This is a genomic window from Streptomyces sp. NPDC052701 (assembly GCF_040678355.1).
Taxonomy (GTDB): Bacteria; Actinomycetota; Actinomycetes; order Streptomycetales; family Streptomycetaceae; genus Streptomyces.
This window is the reverse complement of sequence record NZ_JBFATO010000008.1, coordinates 73,973-89,130: the sequence shown is the minus strand read 5'-3', so window position 1 is coordinate 89,130 and position 15,158 is coordinate 73,973. Positions and strand designations below refer to the sequence as shown.

Annotated in this window: 13 protein-coding genes; 2 read left to right on the top strand and 11 right to left on the bottom strand. The window is 73.4% G+C overall.

Annotated features, from left to right (window positions below; genetic code table 11):
* Positions 1-8 precede the first annotated feature (8 nt).
* From AB0L29_RS12445 to AB0L29_RS12425, 5 genes are all read right to left on the bottom strand, one after another.
* Positions 9-374, bottom strand: a complete 366-nt coding sequence (locus AB0L29_RS12445; RefSeq protein WP_365826153.1) for a TadE/TadG family type IV pilus assembly protein — start codon at positions 372-374, stop codon at positions 9-11.
* 1 nt (position 375) lies between these two features.
* A complete protein-coding gene (locus AB0L29_RS12440; RefSeq protein ID WP_365826151.1) occupies positions 376-765 on the bottom strand; it encodes a pilus assembly protein in 390 nt (129 codons plus the stop codon).
* The gene (locus tag AB0L29_RS12435) at positions 762-2,015 is read right to left on the bottom strand and encodes an AAA family ATPase (protein WP_365826149.1); all 1,254 of its coding nucleotides are present in this window, start codon (positions 2,013-2,015) and stop codon (positions 762-764) included. Before AB0L29_RS12435 ends, AB0L29_RS12440 begins: the two co-directional genes overlap by 4 nt.
* Before the next feature lie 10 nt (positions 2,016-2,025).
* Complete coding sequence (gene cpaB / locus AB0L29_RS12430; protein WP_365826147.1) at positions 2,026-2,733, bottom strand: Flp pilus assembly protein CpaB; 708 nt, start codon at positions 2,731-2,733, stop codon at positions 2,026-2,028.
* Positions 2,734-2,803: 70 nt separating this feature from the next.
* On the bottom strand, positions 2,804-3,700 hold the full coding sequence (locus AB0L29_RS12425; protein WP_365826145.1) for a hypothetical protein: 897 nt from the start codon (positions 3,698-3,700) through the stop codon (positions 2,804-2,806).
* A gap of 396 nt (positions 3,701-4,096) precedes the next feature.
* Here AB0L29_RS12425 and AB0L29_RS12420 point away from each other — a divergent pair, with 396 nt between their 5' ends.
* On the top strand, positions 4,097-5,788 hold the full coding sequence (locus AB0L29_RS12420; RefSeq protein WP_365826143.1) for a glycoside hydrolase family 18 protein: 1,692 nt from the start codon (positions 4,097-4,099) through the stop codon (positions 5,786-5,788).
* A 135-nt stretch (positions 5,789-5,923) separates the two neighbouring features.
* On the opposite strand, the gene AB0L29_RS12415 is transcribed toward AB0L29_RS12420, so the two are convergent.
* The 4 genes from AB0L29_RS12415 to AB0L29_RS12400 form a co-directional block, all read right to left on the bottom strand.
* Positions 5,924-7,240, bottom strand: coding sequence for an Nramp family divalent metal transporter (locus AB0L29_RS12415; RefSeq protein ID WP_365826141.1), 1,317 nt, complete (start codon positions 7,238-7,240; stop codon positions 5,924-5,926).
* 164 nt (positions 7,241-7,404) lie between these two features.
* Entirely contained in the window at positions 7,405-7,887 is a 483-nt protein-coding gene (locus tag AB0L29_RS12410) for an ATP-binding protein (protein WP_365826139.1), read from the bottom strand.
* Between the two features lie 93 nt (positions 7,888-7,980).
* A complete protein-coding gene (locus tag AB0L29_RS12405) occupies positions 7,981-8,892 on the bottom strand; it encodes an MEDS domain-containing protein (RefSeq protein WP_365826138.1) in 912 nt (303 codons plus the stop codon).
* 60 nt (positions 8,893-8,952) lie between these two features.
* On the bottom strand, positions 8,953-11,328 hold the full coding sequence (locus tag AB0L29_RS12400) for a LuxR C-terminal-related transcriptional regulator (protein WP_365826136.1): 2,376 nt from the start codon (positions 11,326-11,328) through the stop codon (positions 8,953-8,955).
* A gap of 301 nt (positions 11,329-11,629) precedes the next feature.
* On the opposite strand from AB0L29_RS12400, the gene AB0L29_RS12395 reads away from it, so the two are divergent.
* A complete protein-coding gene (locus AB0L29_RS12395; RefSeq protein WP_365826135.1) occupies positions 11,630-12,985 on the top strand; it encodes a M14 family metallopeptidase in 1,356 nt (451 codons plus the stop codon).
* Here AB0L29_RS12395 and AB0L29_RS12390 read toward each other — a convergent pair whose 3' ends face one another.
* Together AB0L29_RS12390 and AB0L29_RS12385 are read right to left on the bottom strand one after the other, a co-directional pair.
* Complete coding sequence (locus tag AB0L29_RS12390; protein ID WP_365826133.1) at positions 12,986-13,525, bottom strand: hypothetical protein; 540 nt, start codon at positions 13,523-13,525, stop codon at positions 12,986-12,988.
* A gap of 54 nt (positions 13,526-13,579) precedes the next feature.
* Positions 13,580-15,058, bottom strand: coding sequence for a gluconate:H+ symporter (locus AB0L29_RS12385; RefSeq protein ID WP_365826131.1), 1,479 nt, complete (start codon positions 15,056-15,058; stop codon positions 13,580-13,582).
* Positions 15,059-15,158 lie beyond the last annotated feature (100 nt).

Sequence of the window (15,158 nt, the reverse complement as noted above, 5' to 3'; positions counted from 1 at the left end):
TGCGTGCGTCAGTGGTCGAGCGGCATGGTCGCCCTCTTGCGCGCCGGGCCGAACTCCCAGCCGGGGACGACGGACGGGATGTCCACGGTGGCGGTGACGGTGACCTCCTCGCCCCCGGCCGCCCCGGTACAGGTGGTTCCGTCGGCAAGCCAGCCGCTGACCGCGCTCGTGCACGCCTCCTGGGCGCTGCCGCGCAGGGAGGCGCTGCGCGCCCCGGCCCGGGCCGCCGTGCCCGCCTGCTGCGCCGTGTACGCGATCAGGCCGAGCTGGACGGCCGCCAGGGCGACGATCAGCAGGATCGGCAGGAACCCGAGGTACTCGATGGCGGCCTGGCCCCGGTCGCGCCTCGCGCGGTCCGCACGGTCGTCGGGCATCTCAGTCCTTCTCCTCCTCGACCGCGCCGGCGTGGCCGCGCACCTCGAACGGGAAGCCGACGGCGCCGGGGAAGAGGACGGGGACCCTGAGCGTCACGTCCGCCGTCACGTAGCCGGTGCCGCCGCAGTCCACCTCGGCGCCTCCCCGCCAGGCCTGCGACAGGTGCTCGCGCCCCGCGGCCTCGCACGCGCCGTCGCGCTCGCCCCGCGCCGCCGCCGTCCCCGCCCGCACCGCCTCGTCCGCCGCGTTGCCCGCGAGCGTGAACGTGTAGCCCACCAGGACGAGCTGCCACAGCACCACCAGCGTCACGACGATCACCGGTGTCATGCCGAGGAACTCGATCGTGACCTGGCCCCGGTCACGGTCCCGTGCGAGGACGCGCCCGCTCATCCCCCACCGTCCTTCCGCCGCCGGAAGCCCACCGATCCCCGGTCGCCCCGGAACCTGCCTGCCCGCTGGGCGCCTTCGGGAACCCTCACCAGGCCCAGCTCGCCCGCCAGGCCCCACAGGGCCTGCTTCACCGCGCTCCTGCTCTCCAGTTCGTGGACGCGCCCCGCGTCCACGACGCTCTGCAGTTCCTTGAAGTGGGCGGGGATCACGGTGGCCGCGACGGCCGTGCCGGTGATCTTCCGGATGAGGGGCGGCTGGATCTCGGTGGCGCGCGTGTGGCGGTTGACGACGACGGTGGTCTCCTCCGCCTTGCGGATCTGCAGCCGGTCCCACATCCGCACCGCCCGCTTGGCGCCCCGCACCGCCACGACGTCCGGGGTGGTGACCAGCAGGGCGGTGTCGGCCATCTCGACGGCGGCGGCCCCGGCCCCGCTCAGCTGGGCGCCGCAGTCGATGACGACGACCTCGTAGCGCGAGCGCAGGGCGCTGACGATCTGGCGGGCGGCGCGGTCGGTGACCTCCTCGCCGCGCTCACCCTCGGCCGGGGCGAGCAGCAGGGCCAGCCCGGTGTCGTGGCCGAACACGGCGTCGGCCAGGACGCGCGGCGAGATGTCCGTGATGGCCGCCAGGTCGACGACGGACCGGCGGAACTGGACGTCCAGGTAGGAGGCGACGTCGCCGGTCTGGAGGTCCATGTCGACCAGTGCCGTGCCGCGGCCCGACGCCTGGGCGGCGAGGGCGAGCTGGACGGCCGTCAGGGTGGTGCCGACGCCGCCCTTGGCCCCGCTCACCGTGACGACCCTGCCTCCGACGCCGGTGAACACGTCGCCACCGGAGCCCAGGTGGCGTCGTACGCCGGCCGACCACTGGGCGACCGCCTGGACGCGGCTGGCCAGTTCCTCGTAGCTCAGGGGCAGGGCGACCAGGCCGCGGGCGCCGTAGTCCATGGCGGCCTGGAAGAGGCCGGGGCTCGCGTCGGAGGTGACGAGGATGACGCCGACGGCCGGGAAGCGCAGGGCGACCTCCCGGACGAGCTCCAGTGCGGGCACCGGGCCGATCCGCTCGTGCACCACCACGACCTCGGGCAGTTCGTCGACGGACTCGGCGGCCAGGCGCGCGAGGGTGTCGACGAGCTGGGTGGAGTCGGCCACCGGGGGCACCGGCTCGGCGTCCGGGAGCTGGGCGAGCAGGGTCGTGATGGACCGGACCGCGTCCGCGTCGCCGACAGCCGGGAGGATCCTGGTGGGCATTGCGGGCCTCTCACTTGTCCTTCGCGAGTTCGTACGTCCGGTCCTTGTCGGGGACGGCCGTGTCGCCGCCGGGCGCGACCAGCGCGAGCCGGACCCGCTGGGCGAACGACTCGGCGTAGGTGATGCGCTGGGCGTCGATGGCGGACAGCGCGAAGGTGATGGGGACGGCGTCGGTGGGCTGCCGGCCCCGGTCGTTCTCGTCCGGCTCGAGCCCGGTGAGTTCGCCGACGTCGAGGACCCTGGCGTTCGTCACGATGATCTTGGACTGGGCGGGGGCGCCCTCACGCTCCCCCTCGAAGGTGGCGTACACGTTGACCGTGGCACCGGGCGTGATCTTCCCCGCCACGCCGGTCGCCGCGTCGATCATGATGGCGACCTCCTGCTGCCCGGGCCGCAGGGCGGGCCGGTCGACGATCATGTCCTTCTGCAGCAGGGAGCCCTCGTGCAGGGTCGTCACGGCGATCTTGCCCCGGATGTCGGCGAGATCGGTGACCGCGGTCCGCGACAGCCACCGCTCGGGCATCTCGATCCTCTCGAACTGACCCGCGCCGAGGGTGGTGTAGGGCGGCACGTCGGTCTTGAGGCGGTACGCGGTGACCTCGGGGCCGACCTTGGACTTCACGTCGTTGATGACGGACAGCACGCCGGCGAACGCGCCGAGGGCGCACAGGACCGACAGGAGCAGGAGTATCACGCCGCGGCGCTGACGGGAGTTCATGAACCGTACAACCTCATTGGGGGATATCGGTCGGGCGGACGGGAGCGGTGCGGATCCGGTGGTGCGGGGCTCACCCGGCGGGCGTCCGGTCCCGGCGGTGCGTCCCCTGGCCGTCGCGCCGGCCGCCGGGGGTGTCGCGTGGGCTCTCGGGGGCGGGCGGTGCGGCCGAGCAGAACACGCACCGGTCGCCGATGACGTCGATGCCGCACCAGTGGCAGGTGCCGCGCCGCACCGACGTGACCAGCTGGTAGAGGACCGACAGGTCGGGCAGGTAGGTGCAGAACTCGATCAGCCTGCCGGTCCCCCACCAGTCCGGGGAGTCGGCGGGCAGCGGGGTCTCGCGCAGCCCGAGCACGTTCCAGGCCGGGGCGAGGGTGCCGGTGACCCAGTCGGACTGGAGCTGGCCCTTGGCGACCAGCATCCAGGTGCCGAACTCCGGCCCGGTCAGCCTCGCCTCGGGGCCGATCCTGACGAGCTGCGGTTCGGGGTGGGCGAGGACGGCGAACTGGCTTCCGGGGACCCAGGACTTGGCGTGCGACTTCAGGCCGACGGGGACCCGGTCCAGGCGGGCGACGGAGTTGAGCAGCGCCCCGCAGTGGAGGTAGTGGACGAGCAGCCGGCCGGCCGAGGCGAGCACGCCGGGGCTGAGGTCGCAGGACGCGAGCTGGCGCAACTGGCGGACCAGGACGGCGGTTCCGAGCGGTGGCAGGTCGGGGCGGAACAGGGCGACGCGGTCGCTCTCCAGGAGGTTGCGCAGGGTGTGCAGGCGCCGCTGCACGGGGGTGGGCGCGGCCCGCGGGCAGACCACGATCACGTGCCCGTGCCGCTCGATCAGCACCTGCAGGTCGGCCAGCGCCTGGTCGAGGGGCCGCGCGTCGATGTCCCGCAGCACGGCGGCGGGCAGGGTTCGTTCGTCCTGTGGTGGCAGCGCCAGGTCGGCGCTGGTCACGGCAATGGCTGTTGGCACGCGCAGCTCCCCGTTTCCCCATGCCCGTCGGCCCACCGGGCGTGACTCCGGTCCACCCCCGTCGACTTCACTGCGTGACTACCTCAGCACTGTATCCACGGCTCTGTGGCCGGAGAACAGCGTTTGTGTAGCTGAGGACCAACTGCCGGTGCACAAGGTGCGCCAAAACGGGGCACGTCGAGCATCTCGCCGGCCCGCTTCGGGGGACGGCCGGGCACGGAGTTGACGGCGGACCCGCGTCCGGGCCCCGGACGCGGGGTGCCGCGGGGCCGTCGCCGCCCCCGCCCGCCCGGTCCCGTTCGGCCTGGACCTCTTGACAGATGAATTGGTCTGGACCAACTTGTACGTCCAGCGGTGGCCGCCGTCCCCATCCCCACTCCCCCACCGGAGGTCCCAGTGGACCGCGCACGCAGACGGATACGGATCTGGTCGGGAGCCGTCACCGCCGCCCTCGCCCTCTCCCTCACCACCGTCCACCAGGCAGCGGCGGCCGACGTCGACAACGCCAGGAACGCCGGCTTCGAGTCCGGCCTGAGCGACTGGACCTGTTCCGCCGGGAGCGGGACCACCGTCTCCTCCCCGGTGCACAGTGGCTCGGCCGCGCTGAAGGCGACGCCGTCCGGGCAGGACAACGCCCGGTGCAGCCAGACGGTGGCGGTGAAGCCCGGCTCCACGTACCGGCTGAGCGCCTGGGTGCAGGGCGGGTACGCCTACCTCGGCGTGACCGGGACGGGCACGACGGACGTGTCGGCCTGGACACCGGACTCGACGAGCTGGAAGCAGCTGACGACGAGCTTCACCACCGGCTCCTCGACGACCTCGGTGACGGTGTACACGCACGGCTGGTATGGCCAGCCGGCGTACTACGCCGACGACGTGTCGGTGTACGGCCCCGACGGGGGCGGCGGCGGTGACCCCGCCCCGACGGTCCCGGCCACGCCGGGCGGGCTGCGCGTCGCCGGCACGACGTCCTCGTCGGTGTCGCTGGCGTGGAACGCGGTGTCCGGCGCGACCGGCTACACGGTCTACCGCGACGGCACGAAGGTGGCGGCAGTGTCCGGCACGTCGGCGACAGTGACCGGCCTGGCGGCCGCGACCTCGTACTCCTTCCAGGTCGCGGCGGCCAACGTGGCGGGCGAGTCGGCGAGGTCGGCGGCGGTGACGGGCCGCACGGCGGCCTCGGACGGCGGAGGCGGCACGGGCCTTCCCAAGCACGCGGTGACGGGCTACTGGCAGAACTTCGACAACGGCGCGACCGTCCAGAGGCTGTCCGACGTGCCCTCCCAGTACGACATCATCGCGGTGGCCTTCGCGGACGCGACCTCCACCCCGGGGGCGGTCACCTTCACCCTCGACTCCGCGGGCCTCGGCGGCTACACGGTGGACCAGTTCAAGGCCGACATCAGGGCCAAGCAGGCGGCCGGCAAGAAGGTGATCATCTCGGTCGGCGGCGAGCGCGGCACGGTCGCGGTGAACGACGCGGCCTCCGCCGCGAACTTCGCGGACAGCGTCCACGCCCTGATGCGGACGTACGGCTTCGACGGCGTCGACATCGACCTGGAGAACGGCCTCAACGCGACGTACATGACGCAGGCGCTGCGGGCGCTGTCGGCGAAGGCGGGCCCGTCGATGATCCTCACGATGGCGCCGCAGACGATCGACATGCAGTCGACGTCGAACTCCTACTTCCAGACCGCGCTGAACGTGAAGGACATCCTCACGGTCGTCAACATGCAGTACTACAACAGCGGTTCGATGCTGGGCTGCGACGGCAAGGTCTACAGCCAGGGTTCCGTGGACTTCCTGACCGCCCTGGCCTGCATCCAGCTGGAGAACGGCCTCGCCCCGTCCCAGGTGGGCCTGGGCCTGCCGGCGTCGACGCGGGCGGCGGGCGGCGGGTACGTGTCCCCGTCCGTGGTGAACAACGCCCTGGACTGCCTGACCAAGGGCACCAACTGCGGCACCTTCAAGCCGTCCCGGACCTACCCCGGTCTGCGGGGCGCGATGACGTGGTCGACGAACTGGGACGCGACGGCGGGCAACGCGTGGTCGAACGCGGTGGGCCCGCACGTCCACGCGCTGCCGTGACGACCTGACAAGGGGCCGGGGGCTTCACCGGCCTCGGAACCGGCCGGGCGCCCGGCTCCCCCGCGGGGGGGGGCCGGGCGCCCGCGTGCTCCCCGGCCGGGGAGCCGCCACCGGTCCGGAAGGGCCCGGAAGGACCTAGAAGAACTCCGACCACGGCTGGTCCCACACCTGCTTCAAGCACAGGACCAGGAACAGCAGGCCCGCGAGGGCCAGCATCGCGTTGCTGACCGGTCCGTTGCGCCACGGGCGCGGGACGCGGGAGGAGTTGAGGAGCCAGAGCAGCGTGCCCGCCAGGAACGGCAGGAAGGCCGCGCCCAGGACGCCGTAGAGGACGATCAGGCGGAAGGGCTGGCCCTGGAAGAGGAGGATCATCGGGGGGAAGGTCAGCCAGAGCAGGTAGGCGCGGAAGGGCCAGGAGCGCTCGCGCGCGCCGGAGGCGACCTCCTCGCCCTTCGCCGCGCCCCTGTCCCGCTGCCGGGCCACGAAGTCCGCGAACATCAGGCTCACGCCGTGCCAGACGCCGATCAGGGAGGTGAAGGAGGTGGCGAAGAAGCCGATCAGGAAGAACTTGGCGGTCGCCGTGCCGTACTCGTCCTCCAGGATGTCGCCGAGCTGGATCAGGCCCTTGTCGCCGCCGGCGATGGCGACGTTCGCCGAGTGGAGCAGTTCCGCGCCGACGAAGAGCATCGCGACGACGAAGACGCCGGTCGTGGCGTAGGCGACGCGGTTGTCCAGGCGCATGACCTTCATCCAGCCCGTGTCGGTCCAGCCCTTGGCGTTGACCCAGTAGCCGTAGGCGGCGAGCGTGATCGTGCCGCCCACGCCGCCGATCAGGCCCAGGGTGTTGAGGACCGAGTCCTTCTCGTCGGGCAGGACGGGCAGCAGGCCGGCGAGGGCGTCGGGCAGGTTGGGCGTGACCCGGACCGCCAGGTAGACCGTGACCACGAACATGACGCCCACCAGGACCGTCATGACCTTCTCGAAGACCGCGTACTTGTTGAACCAGACGAAGACCAGGCCCACCAGGCCGGAGGCGATCGCCCACCACTCCAGGTCCATCACCCCCGGGAAGAGGGCCTGCAGCGGCAGGGCGCTGGACGACATCGCCGCGGCGCCGTAGACGAAGCCCCAGATCACGGCGTAGGCCGCGAAGAAGTACGTGGTCCAGCGGCCGAGGCTCGCCCAGCCGTCGAACAGGGTGCGGCCGGTGGACAGGTGCCAGCGGCCGGCCGCCTCCGCGAGGGAGATCTTCACCAGGCAGCCGACGATCGCAGCCCACAGCAGGGTGTAGCCGAAGTTGCTGCCGGCGATGAGGGTGGCGACCAGGTCGCCGGCGCCCACGCCCGTCGCGGCGACGACGATGCCCGGTCCGATGTGCTTCCAACTCGCCTTGCGCGGTTGATGGTCGTGTGGGGCCTCGGTGTCCCTGGTGTTTCCCGTGGTGTCCGCCATGCAGGTCAAGAAAGCCCAAAGCCGCCGGCCGGACAAGGGGGCGTGCGGGATCTTCACCCGATGCCCGTACGCGCGGGACGCCAGTCGCGATCGCCGGGGGGAGCGCGCCCGCGTGGAGCGGCGGACGCGCCGGACCGGGCCGGACGCGCCGGAACGGGCGGACCCTACGGCTGTCGCCGGCCGCAGCCGTCCGATCCGCACGTGCCGAGCTCGAACCAGACGGTCTTGCCCGGCCCGTCCGGGTGGCAGCCCCAGCGCTGGGCGAGCGCGTCCACCAGGAACATCCCGCGGCCGTTCTCCGCGTGGCCGGCCCGCAGCACGCGCGGGACGCGGCGGTCCGCGTCGGTGACCTCGCAGCGCAGGACGCCGTGCGCGGCGAACAGGGTGAGCCTGAAGCGGCTCGCGGCGTGCAGCACGGCGTTGGCGGCCAGTTCGCCGACGAGCAGCTCGGCCACGTCCGCCACCTCCTCCCGCTCCGCCAGTCCCCACCGCTCCAGGTGGCGCCTCACCTCCGCGCGGGCCTCGCGGGCGGCGCAGGGGCGGGGGTCGTACTCGACGCTCAGGTGGCCCGCTCCCAGGGGCGGCTGGGGGAACGGACCGTACCGGGCCTCGGGGTCCGGGAGATGACCCCCGGAGAGTTGCAGCATGGTCCCAGGGTGGCCCGCGGGGCCGGGGCACCGCAGGGGGAGGACTACCTGCTTCCGTACCTGCCTGCGCGTACGGAGGCGGGGCGGGCTCGTTCAGGCGTACTGCAGGCGGACCGTGGCGCCCCCGGCGTCGTCGCGGATGTCGACGTACGCGCACACCTGGCGCGCGTACCACAGGCCCTGGCCGGGTTCCAGGCCGGTGGCGGGCGGGGGGACGAAGCCGGCGAGCGGGTCCTCGACGCGGCGCGCCGAGCGCAGTTCGCAGACGCAGGCGGGCGGCTCGCCCCACAGCAGGGCGGGGCCGGTGAGCGGGGCGAGGGCCGCCGCGGTCTCGCCGACCGCCGTCGCGAACAGCTCCGCCCGGTCCGCGGGCAGTCCCCGGCCGGCGGCCCAGGCCTGGACGGCGTCCACGCGCGGCTCGGCCAGCGGCCGCGCGTCGGCCGGGGGCGGCGGCAGCGGCGGGACGTCGAGTTCGGCGACGAGCCGCAGCGGGTCCGTGTACGCGTCGGTGTCCGGGTGGGCGCGGCGGGCGGCGGCGACGACGGCGGGGCCGGCGGTGCGGGTGTCGTAGGCGCACAGGGCGGTCGTGGCGGCCGGTGCGAACAGGAGGTTGGCGAGGGCCTCGTAGCGGATCCACTCGGTGGTCTCGCGTGCCGAACGCCCGGCGCGGCCGCTCCAGTCGGGCTCCATCAGCAGGTGGATGCGGCCGCCGGGACCGGCGTGCCCGGCGAGGTGGCCGGCGGCCTGGGCGACGGCGTTGGCCGCGGAGCCGGTGTACCAGTCGGTGTGCGGGATGCAGGTGACGTGCCGGGCGTCGCCGCCGAGCGCGTCGCGCAGCAGGTCCAGGTTGCCGGGGGCGGCGACGGCCACGGGCGGGGGTTCGTCCCGGGCCGCGAGTCCTTCGGCGAGGAAGGGCAGGGCGGCGGCCAGGAAGCCGTCGTCGGTGCCGAACACGGCCATGCGGTGGTCGAACGGGCCCTGGACGGTGGGTTGTCCGGTACTCATGCGGTCCTCCTGGACGGGTGGGTGAGGTGGCGGGTTGCCGGTGTCCCGGGCGCGGGCGGGTCAGCGCTGTGCCGACACCCAGGCGGCGATCTGGCTGCGGTTGCTGAAGCCGAGCTTGCTGAGGATGCGCTCCACATGGCCTTCGGCGGTACGGCGGGCGATCACGAGCCGGTCGGCGATCTGCTGGTTGGCCAGCCCCTCGGCGACCAGGTGGGCGACCTCGGTCTCGCGCCGGGTGAGGCGGACGCCGGGTTCGGCCCGCGCCGGCGCGCCGGCCGGGGGGCCGGGGAGCCGCTGCGGTTCCTGGAGGGCGTAGCCGACCAGTTCCGTGAGGCCGAGGGCGCCGCCGCGCCGGTGCGCCCGCTCGAAGCCGTCGCGCCCGACGGCCCGGCAGACGCGCTCCTCGCTCTCCCGGCGGGCGGCGGTGAGGATGCGTGCGCCCCAGCGGCCGGTGTCGATGTCGGCCCAGACGCGGTCGGCGCCGCCCAGCAGCACGGCCGCGCGCTCGTGGGCGCCGCGCCGCGCGGTGACGGCCGCCAGCAGGTCGAGGGTGAGGGCGATGCCGATGGCGTCGTGGACGGCCGTCTTCAGCCGCAGGGCCTCGCGGGCGTGCCGCTCGGCCCGCCGCCAGTCCTTGCGGACGGTGTGGGCGAGGGCCAGCATCCGCAGGACGTACGACCGCACCCACTGCTCCCCGTGCTCCTCGCACAGCCGCAGCGCCTCCTCGCACACCGCGACGGCCCGCTCGGCCTGCCCCAGGAAGCTCAGGGTGCAGGCGAGTTCCACCCGGTCCAGGCCGACGACGCTGAGGTGCTGGCCGGGCACGCGCCCGCGGGCGACGCTGGCCTCGAAGTGCTCCAGCGCGCCGGACAGGTCGTCGCCGAACAGCCGGATGACGCCGATGACGTACTCGGCGTGGGCGGCCTCGGCGGCCTCCCCCAGGCGGCGGGCGAGGGCCAGGGCGTCCTCGGCGCGGCGGCGGCCCTGGGCGAGGTCCCGGGTGACGGCCGCGAGCAGCCCGGACAGCCACAGGCCGCGGGCCCGCTCGCGGGTCGGCCCGGGGGCGGCGTCCAGGGCCCGGTCGAGCCAGTAGAGGCCTTCGCGGGGCGCCCCGCAGGCGTGCCAGTAGAACCAGAGGGTGCCCGCGAGCCGCAGCCCGGCGAGCTCCTCGCCCGGGGTGGAGAGGCTGTGGTCGAGGGCGGCGCGCAGGTTGTCCTGGTCGGCGCGCAGGCGGGCGACGGTCTCCGGCTGGCCGGGGCCGAACCAGGTCCGCTCGCAGGTGGCGGCCCGCCGCAGCATCCAGTCCCGCTGCCGCCGCCGGGCGGCGGCCTCCTGGCCGGGCACCCGGCGCAGCCGGTCGAGGCCGTAGTGCCGCAGGGTGTCGAGCAGCCGGTAGCGGACCCCGCCGGGTCCGGGCTCCCGGCACAGCACGGACTTGTCGACGAGCCCGGCCACGGCCTCGAGGACGTCCCGGGGGCGGATGCCGCCCGTCTCGTCCCCGCCCTCGCTCTCGTCCCCGCCCTCGCCGTCGTCCTCGTCGACGCTCACCGCCTCCGCGGCCTCCAGGTCGAAGCTCCCCGCCAGCACGGACAGCCGCGCCCACACCAGTTGCTCCTGCCGCGTGCACAGGTCGTGGCTCCAGTCGACGGCGGCGCGCAGGGTCTGGTGGCGGGGCAGGACCGCGGGGCTGCCGGCGGTCAGCAGGCGGTAGCGGTCGTCGAGGCGGTCCAGGAGCTGTTCGACGCCGAGGACGCGCATGCGGACGGCGGCGAGTTCGATGGCGAGCGGAAGGCCGTCCAGGCGCCGGCACAGGCGGGCGACGGCGGCCCGGTTGCCGGCGGTGATCCGGAATCCGGGGACGACGGCGGCGGCGCGGTCGGCGAAGAGGGTGAGGGCGGGGTAGCCCTCGGCGGCGGACAGGTCGCCGTCCGGGTCGGGCACCGGCAGGGGCCGCACCTCCATGAGGTGTTCCTCGGTGAGGCCGAGCCGGTGGCGGCTGGTGGCCAGGACGCGGATGCCGGTGGTGCCGCGCAGCAGGGCGGCCGCCAGCTCCGCGCACGCGTCCAGCAGGTGCTCGCAGTTGTCGACGACGAGCAGCGTCCGCCGGTCGCGCACGTGCTCGACGAGTGCGGCCAGCGGCGGCTGCGCGGAGTGGTCGTGCAGGCCGAGCGCGCAGGCGGCGGCGAGCGGGACGAGGGCCGGGTCGCGCAGGCCGGACAGGTGGACGAAGCGCACGCCGTCGGGGAAGGCGCGGGCGACGCGGGCCGCGATGCGGGCGGCGAGCCGGGTCTTGCCGACGCCGCCCGGCCCGGTCAGCGTCACCAGGCGGGCACGTGCCAGCAGTTCGCGTCCCTCGGTCAGTTCGCCACGCCGGTCGACGAAGCTGGTCGTCTCGACCGGCAGGTGCCGATCCCGTCGTGGCGCTGATCCGCCCATGATCAGCCAGTCCTCTGGGGTGTGGTCCCGGGGGCCCGGACGGTCCGGCCCCCTTGCGCGAACCCCTACTCTTCCCCGAGTTCCGCCCCGGTGCACGCGCGGGTCACACCCGTGGGTGGACTTCGCCCGGGAGAACTCGCCCGCCCGCTTCCCCGCGTACACTGCGCGGCCGTTTCCCCACGGGTTCAGGCCATCGGCGCTCCGCGCACTATTGACCTGCTCATGCCATCAGCAGAACGATGAGCGCCACACCCGCACCAGCACGTCGCACGGACAACCCCACCTCCCACAAGGAGATTTCATGCGACTTCGCATACGAGGCTCAGGCGCCCGCACCGGCAGACGCACCGCCGCCCTGGCCGCACTGCTCGCCCTCGCCCTCGCGGCTCCCCTCTCCGCGACGGCCCCGGACGCCACCGCCGACAGCGCCCGCAGGGCCGCTCCCTCGGCCGAGGACGTCCGCCAGTACGAGGTCCACCTGCACTCGACCGCCGAGGACCGCACGGCACTCCAGCGCGCCGGCGTGACCGTCGACGAGGTCCACGGCCACGGCGTCGTGGTCTCCGGCCGCGCGGGCCAGATCGAGAGGCTGCGCCGGCTCGGCTACGACGTCACACCCCTGGGCGCGGCGCCGGACCGGTCGGGAGCCGCGGACGACGTACGGCTCTACGACTTCCCGTCCGCCGACTCGCGCTACCACAACTACGCCGAGATGAACGCGGAGATCGACCAGCGCCTCCAGGCGTACCCGGCCATCATGAGCAAGCGCGTGATCGGCAAGTCCTACCAGGGCCGGGACATCGTCGCCGTCAAGATCAGCGACAACGCGGCGAGCGACGAGAGCGAGCCCGAGGTCCTGTTCACCCACCACCAGCACGCCCGCGAGCACCTGACCGTGGAGATGGCGCTGTACCTGATCCGCGAGCTCGGCGCGGGGTACGGCAGCGACCCGCGGATCACGAACCTGGTGAACAACCGCGAGATCTGGATCGTCCCGGACATCAACCCGGACGGCGGCGAGTACGACATCGCCACCGGCTCCTACCGCTCCTGGCGCAAGAACCGCCAGCCCAACTCCGGTTCCTCGTCCGTCGGTACGGACCTGAACCGCAACTGGGACTACCGGTGGGGCTGCTGCGGCGGCTCCTCCGGCTCGACGTCCTCCGAGACCTACCGGGGCTCCGCGCCCGAGTCGGCGCCCGAGGTGAAGGTGGTCGCCGACTTCGTGCGCAGCCGGGTCGTCGGCGGGGTGCAGCAGATCAGGGCCGGCATCGACTTCCACACCTACAGCGAGCTGGTGCTGTGGCCGTTCGGGTACACGTACTCGGACACCACGACCGGGATGACGGCGGACGACAACGCCGCGTTCAAGGCGGTCGGGCAGAAGATGGCCGCGAGCAACGGGTACACGGCCGAGCAGTCCAGCGACCTGTACATCACCGACGGGTCGATCGACGACTACCTGTGGGGCGCGCACAAGATCTTCGGGTACACCTTCGAGATGTACCCGAGCTCCAGCTCCGGTGGCGGGTTCTACCCGCCCGACGAGGTCATCGAGCGGGAGACGTCGCGCAACCGGGACGCGGTGCTGCAACTGCTGGAGAACGCCGACTGCATGTACCGGTCCATCGGCAAGGAGGCCCAGTACTGCCGGTAGTTACGCGCCGTCCTCGAAGTAGGCGTCCAGGACCGCGTCCAGTTGTGCGTCCCACTCCGCGAAGCGGCTTCTGGCCGGCGCCTCGATCTCGATCGGGTACCAGCGCCGGTCGGGCGTGTGCACGGTGACGGTGAACCGCTTGCCGAAGCGGGCGGTCTCCGTCTCCACCGCCGCGATCTCGTCCCAGCGGAACTCGCACTCCTGGTCGTCCAGGGCGAGCCGCACGCCGCGCCGGTCGGCGACGATCCGCGCGCGGCGGTCGGCCGCCTCGAAGACGGGGCCCTCGGGAGCCTCCTCCGTCCCGGCGGAGTCCTCCTCGGGGGCCCCGTCCGTCCCGGCGGGGTCCTCGTCCCCGGCGCCGGAGGTCTCCCCGGCGCCGGAGGACTTCCCGGCGTCGGTGGTCTCCTCGGCCTCCTCGGCCGTCCCGGACGCGGGCGGGGTGATCCCGGGGACGAAAGCCGGGTCGAACCCGGCGCCCGTCAAAGGCGTCAGGGGATCGCCCTCCAGGGGCTGGCTGCTCGAACCTATGCGCTGCTCCACAGCGGAGCAGTATGGTCCACGAACCCGTGCCGGGCACAGCCGACCCCTGCATCGTTATACGAAGAGGCTCAATCCGGCCGCCACCGCGAAACCCGCCACCGACAGCACCGATTCCAGCACCGTCCACGTCCTGAGCGTGTCCCGTTCGCTGATGCCGAAGTACTTGGCCACCATCCAGAAGCCGCCGTCGTTGACGTGCGAGGCGAAGATGGAGCCCGCCGAGATGGCCATGATGACCAGGGCGACGAAGGCCTGGGAGTGGTCGCCGCCGGCCAGCAGCGGGGCCACGATGCCCGCCGTCGTGACGATCGCGACCGTCGCCGAGCCCTGGGCGACGCGCAGCACCACGGAGATCAGGTAGGACAGCGCGATCACCGGCAGGCCCACGTCGTTGAAGGTGTCCGACAGGGCCTGGGCGACGCCGCTGGCCTTGAGGACGGCGCCGAAGACGCCGCCCGCGCCCACCACCAGCAGGATGTTGCCGACCGGCTTGAGCGAGGCCGTCGAGACGGTCTCCAGGGACTTGCGGGACCAGCCGCGCCGGATGCCCAGCAGGTAGTACGCGAGGAACAGGGCGATGGTCAGGGCCACGAACGGGTTGCCGAAGAACTCGATCACCGAGCGGGTCGTGGAGGGGTCGAGGGCGATCGAGGAGAAGGTCGCGGCGAGGATCAGGACCAGCGGCGTGCCGATGATGCCGAGGACCGTGCCCAGCGCGACCGGCTGCTCGCGCGGCTCGGTCCCGGCCGCGCGCTGTTCCTCGACCACCGCCCGCCGGGCCTCCTCGGCCGCCTCCACCATGTCCTGGGGCACGGCCACGAAGATGCGCCTGCCGATCCAGGCCGAGAACACCCAGGCCGCCGCCACGGCCGGCAGTCCGCAGACGACGCCCATGAGGATGACCCAGCCGAGGTCGACGTGGAGCAGGCCGGCGGCGGCCACCGGGCCGGGGTGCGGGGGCAGGAAGGCGTGGGTCACCGACAGGCCGGCCAGCAGCGGCAGGCAGTAGAGCAGGATGGATCTGCCCGAGCGCTTGGCGGCGGCGTACACGATCGGCGCCAGGACGAAGATGCCGACGTCGAAGAAGACCGGGACGCCGAAGATCAGGCCGGTCAGGCCCATGGCGAGGGGCGCGCGCTTCTCGCCGAACAGGCCCAGCAGCCGGGAGGCGAGGACCTCCGCGCCGCCGCTGACCTCCAGGATCGCGCCGAGCATGGTGCCCAGGCCGATGATGATGGCGACATGGCCGAGGATGCCGCCCATGCCGGACTCGATGGTCGACACGGCGTCCGACCGCTGGACCGTGCCGAAGAGTTCGGTGACCGACAGGCCCGCCGCCAGGCCGACGGCTATGGAGACGGCGAGCAGCGCGACGAACGGCTGGAGCCGCACCTTGATGATCAGGAGGAGCAGGAGGGCGATGCCGAGGGCGGCGACGGTCAGCAGACCGGCCGTGCCGTCGACGAGCAGGAGCAGTCCGCCGGTGTGGGGTGGTGCTTCGGCGGGGGCGGACGCGGCGAGCGGATGGAGCATGGGGGTCCTCTGGGTAAGGGCATACGGCTTTCGGGCAGGGGGGATCGCGGCGCGGCGCGCCAGGGGCGCCGCGCCTCACGGTGTGCGGGGGTCGGGAGTC